The sequence below is a fragment of the Frankia sp. KB5 genome, from assembly GCF_002099325.1.
GTDB classification, from domain to species: domain Bacteria; phylum Actinomycetota; class Actinomycetes; order Frankiales; family Frankiaceae; genus Frankia; species Frankia casuarinae.
Map to the genome: position 1 here is coordinate 1 of NZ_MRUJ01000253.1, position 5,046 is coordinate 5,046.

The 5,046-nt window shown below is 68.9% G+C and carries 4 protein-coding genes and 4 tRNA genes; 4 read left to right on the forward strand and 4 right to left on the reverse strand.

Going from position 1 to position 5,046, the window contains the following annotated elements:
* Positions 1–498 precede the first annotated feature (498 nt).
* Positions 499–570, reverse strand: a tRNA-Val gene (locus KBI5_RS20965).
* A gap of 444 nt (positions 571–1,014) precedes the next feature.
* Between KBI5_RS20965 and KBI5_RS20970 the strand changes: the two genes are divergently transcribed.
* The gene (locus tag KBI5_RS20970) at positions 1,015–1,446 is read left to right on the forward strand and encodes an SsgA family sporulation/cell division regulator (RefSeq protein WP_009739629.1); all 432 of its coding nucleotides are present in this window, start codon (positions 1,015–1,017) and stop codon (positions 1,444–1,446) included.
* A 152-nt stretch (positions 1,447–1,598) separates the two neighbouring features.
* On the opposite strand, the gene KBI5_RS20975 is transcribed toward KBI5_RS20970, so the two are convergent.
* Complete coding sequence (locus KBI5_RS20975; RefSeq protein WP_241883059.1) at positions 1,599–2,888, reverse strand: chorismate-binding protein; 1,290 nt, start codon at positions 2,886–2,888, stop codon at positions 1,599–1,601.
* A 112-nt stretch (positions 2,889–3,000) separates the two neighbouring features.
* Here KBI5_RS20975 and KBI5_RS20980 point away from each other — a divergent pair.
* The 3 genes from KBI5_RS20980 to KBI5_RS20990 all read left to right on the forward strand — a co-directional run bounded on the left by KBI5_RS20980 (position 3,001) and on the right by KBI5_RS20990 (position 3,273).
* Positions 3,001–3,073, forward strand: a tRNA-Gly gene (locus KBI5_RS20980).
* A gap of 43 nt (positions 3,074–3,116) precedes the next feature.
* Positions 3,117–3,188, forward strand: a tRNA-Cys gene (locus tag KBI5_RS20985).
* A gap of 13 nt (positions 3,189–3,201) precedes the next feature.
* A tRNA-Val gene (locus KBI5_RS20990) sits at positions 3,202–3,273 on the forward strand.
* A gap of 107 nt (positions 3,274–3,380) precedes the next feature.
* On the opposite strand, the gene KBI5_RS20995 is transcribed toward KBI5_RS20990, so the two are convergent.
* Positions 3,381–4,610 carry a tyrosine-type recombinase/integrase gene (locus KBI5_RS20995; protein WP_085016213.1) on the reverse strand — a complete coding sequence of 410 codons (1,230 nt, stop codon included), beginning with the start codon at positions 4,608–4,610 and terminating at the stop codon, positions 3,381–3,383.
* A partial coding sequence (locus tag KBI5_RS21000) for a helix-turn-helix domain-containing protein (RefSeq protein WP_347272529.1) occupies positions 4,607–5,046 on the reverse strand: 440 nt, incomplete at its 5' end. The genes KBI5_RS21000 and KBI5_RS20995, both read right to left, overlap by 4 nt.

Consider the following 5,046-nt stretch of genomic DNA (forward strand, 5'->3'; position numbering starts at 1 on the left):
CCCACACTGTCTCCCGGGCTGGAGCATCGGCCGGGACCCCCTCCGGGATCCGCCTCCATCGGCGATGTCCCCACCAAAGTGGGGGTAGATGTCGATTCGTCGCCAGCCCACGACGTCGCAGCCCAGACACCCAGAAACCGGCCAATCGGGGATATTTCGCACCACTCCCCGAGGCAGGCGCCCCACCGGGGGCGGACAGCTCCGACCACCCTTCGAGCCACAGCACGCCGCGAGGGCCGGGGGCACACCCGGGCAGACCTCGGACGGGACCGAGACGGCCTGCCACCGGGGGAAACGTGCCGAGTCCCGCCGGCGGGAGAGGACACCGCCGAGCTGCACCACCCGTTTGGAGTAGCCCCTCCCAGGCACCGACAAACCCACCCGGACCAGGAAAAACGCCGCATCGCGGGGGGCGCGAAGATCATCCATCGGACAGATATCTCATGGGAGCACAACAAGCTCCCGGCCCGGGAGCGGAGCATGGCAAGCCCAATCGCGTGGGCGTACGTGGTTTCGAACCACGGACCTCTGCCGTGTGAAGGCAGCGCTCTACCACTGAGCTATACGCCCTTGCCGGTGGGACCACCCTACACGCCGGGGATACGGGCCGACGAAGGGGGGCGGCAGCGGGGGGTCGACGGACGGATGGGGCGATGTCCACCGTCCTGTCCGGTGGCCGGACTGGGTCAGGTTCGCCGCGACTGGCCGTGGTTGGGAAGGGTCCCGATGGGGAAGGCTCACGGGGGAACGGCCTTGGCGGGATGACCTGGCGCTCGGGGACGTTCGGACGCTACGGACAGTAATCATCTATAGGATATAAGTAGAAGATCCGTCCGATAGTCGACCGAACCATGATCACTCGAAGCAGGTTCACCCTTCCGGGCCAGGCAACTCGCCCGAACTACCGTAACGGATGTTGTCTTGGCATAATCTTGTTTCCAACGGGACTCGGAGAGGGAACTATCCCGTTACACGGGTGCTCGCCCGCACCATCGCACCATGAGAGGCCGCCCGATGACTATTCGTCACGATTCAATCACCGCAGAACTCGCCCTCCGCCTTGTCGTTCCCGGCGGGGCGCCCGTGCCGGTCGCCGCCACCGTCCGGTACGAGCCGGCCGATCCGTACGCGATCAGCATCGGCTTCCGCACCGGTGCGGACGAGGTCGTGGAGTGGACATTCGCGCGCCAGCTCCTCAGCGACGGTGTGCGCCGACCTGCCGGGGATGGCGACGTGCAGGTGTGGCCTGCCGCCCAGTCTGGGGGACGGATCGTCTGCCTGTCCCTGTCCAGCCCGTCCGGGCATGCACTGTTCGAGATGCCGCGGTCCGAGGTGCTGGCCTTCCTACGGCGGACGTATTCAGCCGTCCCCCTCGGCGGGGAGAGCGACATCATCGATCTTGACGCCGAACTCGCCCTCCTCATCTGGGGCGGCCCCGAGCGGTGATCTCACCGGGGTCGGGACCGCTGTCCGATCCCGGCAAGCCGGTGCGGGCATTTTGCGACCAGGGGAGGCCCTTCCCCACCTGCATCCGAGGTAGCTTCCACCCGGTCACACACAGACCAGTCACACACAGAGCACCCGCCCGCCTGGCCGGCCTAGCGCCGCCAGGCGGGTCCTTTTGTCCTCGGCCCACCGCCGGTGCCCGGCTTATCGTCCGATCGGCTCGCCAGCCCCACCAGCCGGTCGGCCTTCAGCTCGGTCTCACGCCACTCCGAGTCCGGATCACTCCCCCACGTGATACCAGCGCCGGTACCGAACCAGATCCGGTCGTCCTCGATCCAGAACGTACGAATACCAACAGACAGCCAACCCACGTTCCGGTCGGCATCCACCCAGCCGATCCCCCCGCAGTAGTAGCCCCGAGAGGCCGGTTCCAGTTCTCGGATGATCCGCAGCGCACTCGACTTCGGCGCACCGGAGACGGAACCGGGCGGGCAGGTCGCCGCCAGGAGGTCCCGCCAGCCCACCCCCGGCCGCAGCCGGGCCCGGACGGTCGAGACGAGGTGCACGAGACCGGGGTGTTTCTCCACAGCACAGAGTGAAGGCACCGTCACGCTTCCCGGGTGGGCAACCCGCCCGAGATCGTTGCGAACAAGATCGACAATCATGATGTTCTCGGCGACGTCCTTCTCCCGCAGATCCGCCGCCGTCCGACCGGTTCCCTTGATGGGCCTGGAGCTCACGACGTCGCCCTGGCGGGAGAGGAACAGCTCCGGGGAGGCGCCGACGATGCGCACCCCGGCCTCCGGCACGTCCAGGACGACCGCGTACGGCGCGGGATTGCCGGCGGCGACGACGGCCGCCAGGGCACCGAGATCGACACCGGCGGCACCGACACCGGGACCCCCCGCGCCTTCCGCCGCGGGCGCCGACAGGGGCGCCGACAGCAATCGGCAGAGATTGACCTGGTAGACCTCCCCCGCCGCGATGCGCTCACGGATCGCCGCAACCCCGTCAAGGTAGGCTGCCCGGTTCATGGTCGTCGCCCATGCGGCTCGCGACGGTCCGAGCCAGGGGCCACGCCGCAGCGCCGCGACACCACCGGGAGGCGCCGGCCGCACGTCGGCGAACCGGATGCAACGGACGGCCCCCTTGAAGTCGACGACGACCGCCCAGAAGCCATCTCGATCCAGCACCGCGGCGTCATCGCTGATCTCCACGACCTCGGTCGCGAACCGGCCGCCGGCGAGCAGGAACGAGGAGGCATCCCACGGGGGTGACGGTGCCACACGCCCGAGAGGGCTCGTCTCCCGAGCCGCCACGTTCGTCTCGCTCATTCCGATCACGCTACCGCCGCCCGAGGTGACCCRCCGCCCAGGGCATGGACCAGCCCCTCGACGGCCGCCAGCCGCATGGACGTGCCGTGGGCGAAAGCCGGTGTTCATCCGGAGAACCTTGACCCAACGCAACATCTCAGCGATGCCCRCCGGACGGTTCGACGTCTGGCCCGATCGTCCGCTAGAGTGCTACCTGCACCGCCGAGAAGCGCGGAGCAGCGCGGACGTGGCTCAGTTGGTAGAGCATCACCTTGCCAAGGTGAGGGTCGCGGGTTCGAATCCCGTCGTCCGCTCGGGAGCAGAGAGGCTTGAGGTCCGTCCCCAGCGGCCTCCCACGGCGGAGTGGCCGAGTGGTTTAGGCAAGGGCCTGCAAAGCCCTGTACGCGGGTTCGATTCCCGCCTCCGCCTCTGATCCTTTCGCGGGCGATTAGCTCAGTGGGAGAGCGCTACCTTGACACGGTAGAGGTCACTGGTTCAATCCCAGTATCGCCCACCCGTAACAAAGCGCTGCGGCGCAGGAGAAAGGCCACCCCCGACGGGGTGGCCTTTCTCGTTTCCGATTTTTCCGGCGGCCCGTGCGAACGAATCTGCGAACGTGGCCTACGCGCAGACTGCCGGCGGGTCGTCCTCTCCGGTCTCATCGCCCTCATCGGACGGTGCCTGCTCCGCCCGCGGGTCGGACGGCTCGGGCATGCCGAGGATCACGGTCGCGATCTCGTCCGCGGCGTCCTTGTCCATCCCGGGGATCACGTGGCTGTAGAACGAGAGGGTGAACGCCACGCTCGCGTGGCCAAGACGCTCGCTGACCACCTTGGGGTGCACACCGGACTTCAGCGCGGCGGTCGCGTAGCTGTGCCGGACGTCGTGCAGGCGGATCACGGGCAGACCGACGGCGCGCGCGTGGCCCTGGAACCAATCCGTGATCGTGTCCGGGTGGATCGCCGTGCCGTCCGGCCAGCAGAACAGCCGGTCGGTCGTGTGCCCGAAGGTCTTCCTGTTCTCCTCCCAGGACGTGATGTAGGCCCGTAGCGCGTTGAGCGTGAGCGGGTCGAGTGACAGCGGCCGGTAGGCGTTCAGCGTCTTCTGCTCGCCGTCGTCGGCCTTGCCGTCGATGACGACCCGCGTCACGCTCGGCGAGACCGTTGCCCCGTTCAGGTCGACGTCCGCGCGGCGCAGACCGGCCAGCGCGCCCCGCCGGACGCCGGTCGTGATCAGCAGTAGGTACATCGCGAACAACCGGTCATCGCGGATGTGGTCGACGAAGGTCCTCACCTGCTCCGGGGTCCACACGGTGGGGGCCCGCCGCCCAACCCGCGGCCGGTGCGCGTCCTCCGCCGGGTTGCGGCGGAGGTAGCCCCACTTCACCKCGTCGCCCAGCGCGCGGCTCAGCGTCTGGTGGACCACGGCGACCGTCGCCGGTGCCAGTCCCTTCCCCTGCTCGCCCCGGCGGCGGAGCCGTCCCCCGTCGAGCAGGTGGCCATAGAGCAGGTCCAGGCGACGCGCGGTCAGGTCCTGAAGTGGCGTCTGGCCGATCACTGGAACGACGTACAGCGTGAGGTAGTTGCGGTACTTCACCCACGTCCCCTTGGCCACCGCCGGACGGACCGCGGCGAGCCACTCGCCCGTGAACTCCTCCACCGTGCGCCGTGAGGGGGCCACGTGCTTGCCCTGCTCGAACTGGGCGATGGACTCCCGCATGGCGCGGGTGGCCTCCGTCTTGGCCTTGAACCCTCCACGGGACGTGGTCCGCCGCTTGCCGGTGAGCGGGTCGGGGTCGATGTCGTGGCGGAACTCCCACCCGTTCTTGCGCTTGTAGACGCTGCCCTTCACGCGGCACCACCGAAGGCGGCGCGTAGGCGGGCGGTGACGACGTAGACCCGTCCCCCCATGCGCTGCGTGGGCAGGTCACCGGCGTCCGCCAGGCGGTACGCGGTCGCCCGGGACAGGCCCAGGATCTGCGCTGCCTTCCCCACCGAGATCAGCGCGGGCAGGCCTTCGAACGGGTCCGGCCGGTCAACCGCCACCGCCGGTGGCGCGGGCGGCGGGGCGGCCTGCGGGGGGTTGGCAAGGTAGGAGTCGAGACGCTCGAAAACGGCCTGAAGCTCCGCGCGCAGCACCATGAGCACGTCGGGCTGTGCGCGATCGATCGGGGCCTGAAGCGGCCCTGTGATCACGCGGTGGCGGGACTGCGAGACCACACGCCCGGCGGGCGGGGATACGACGGTTCGGGTCACGATGTTCATGCCTCCTTCTGGATTGCGGGTGG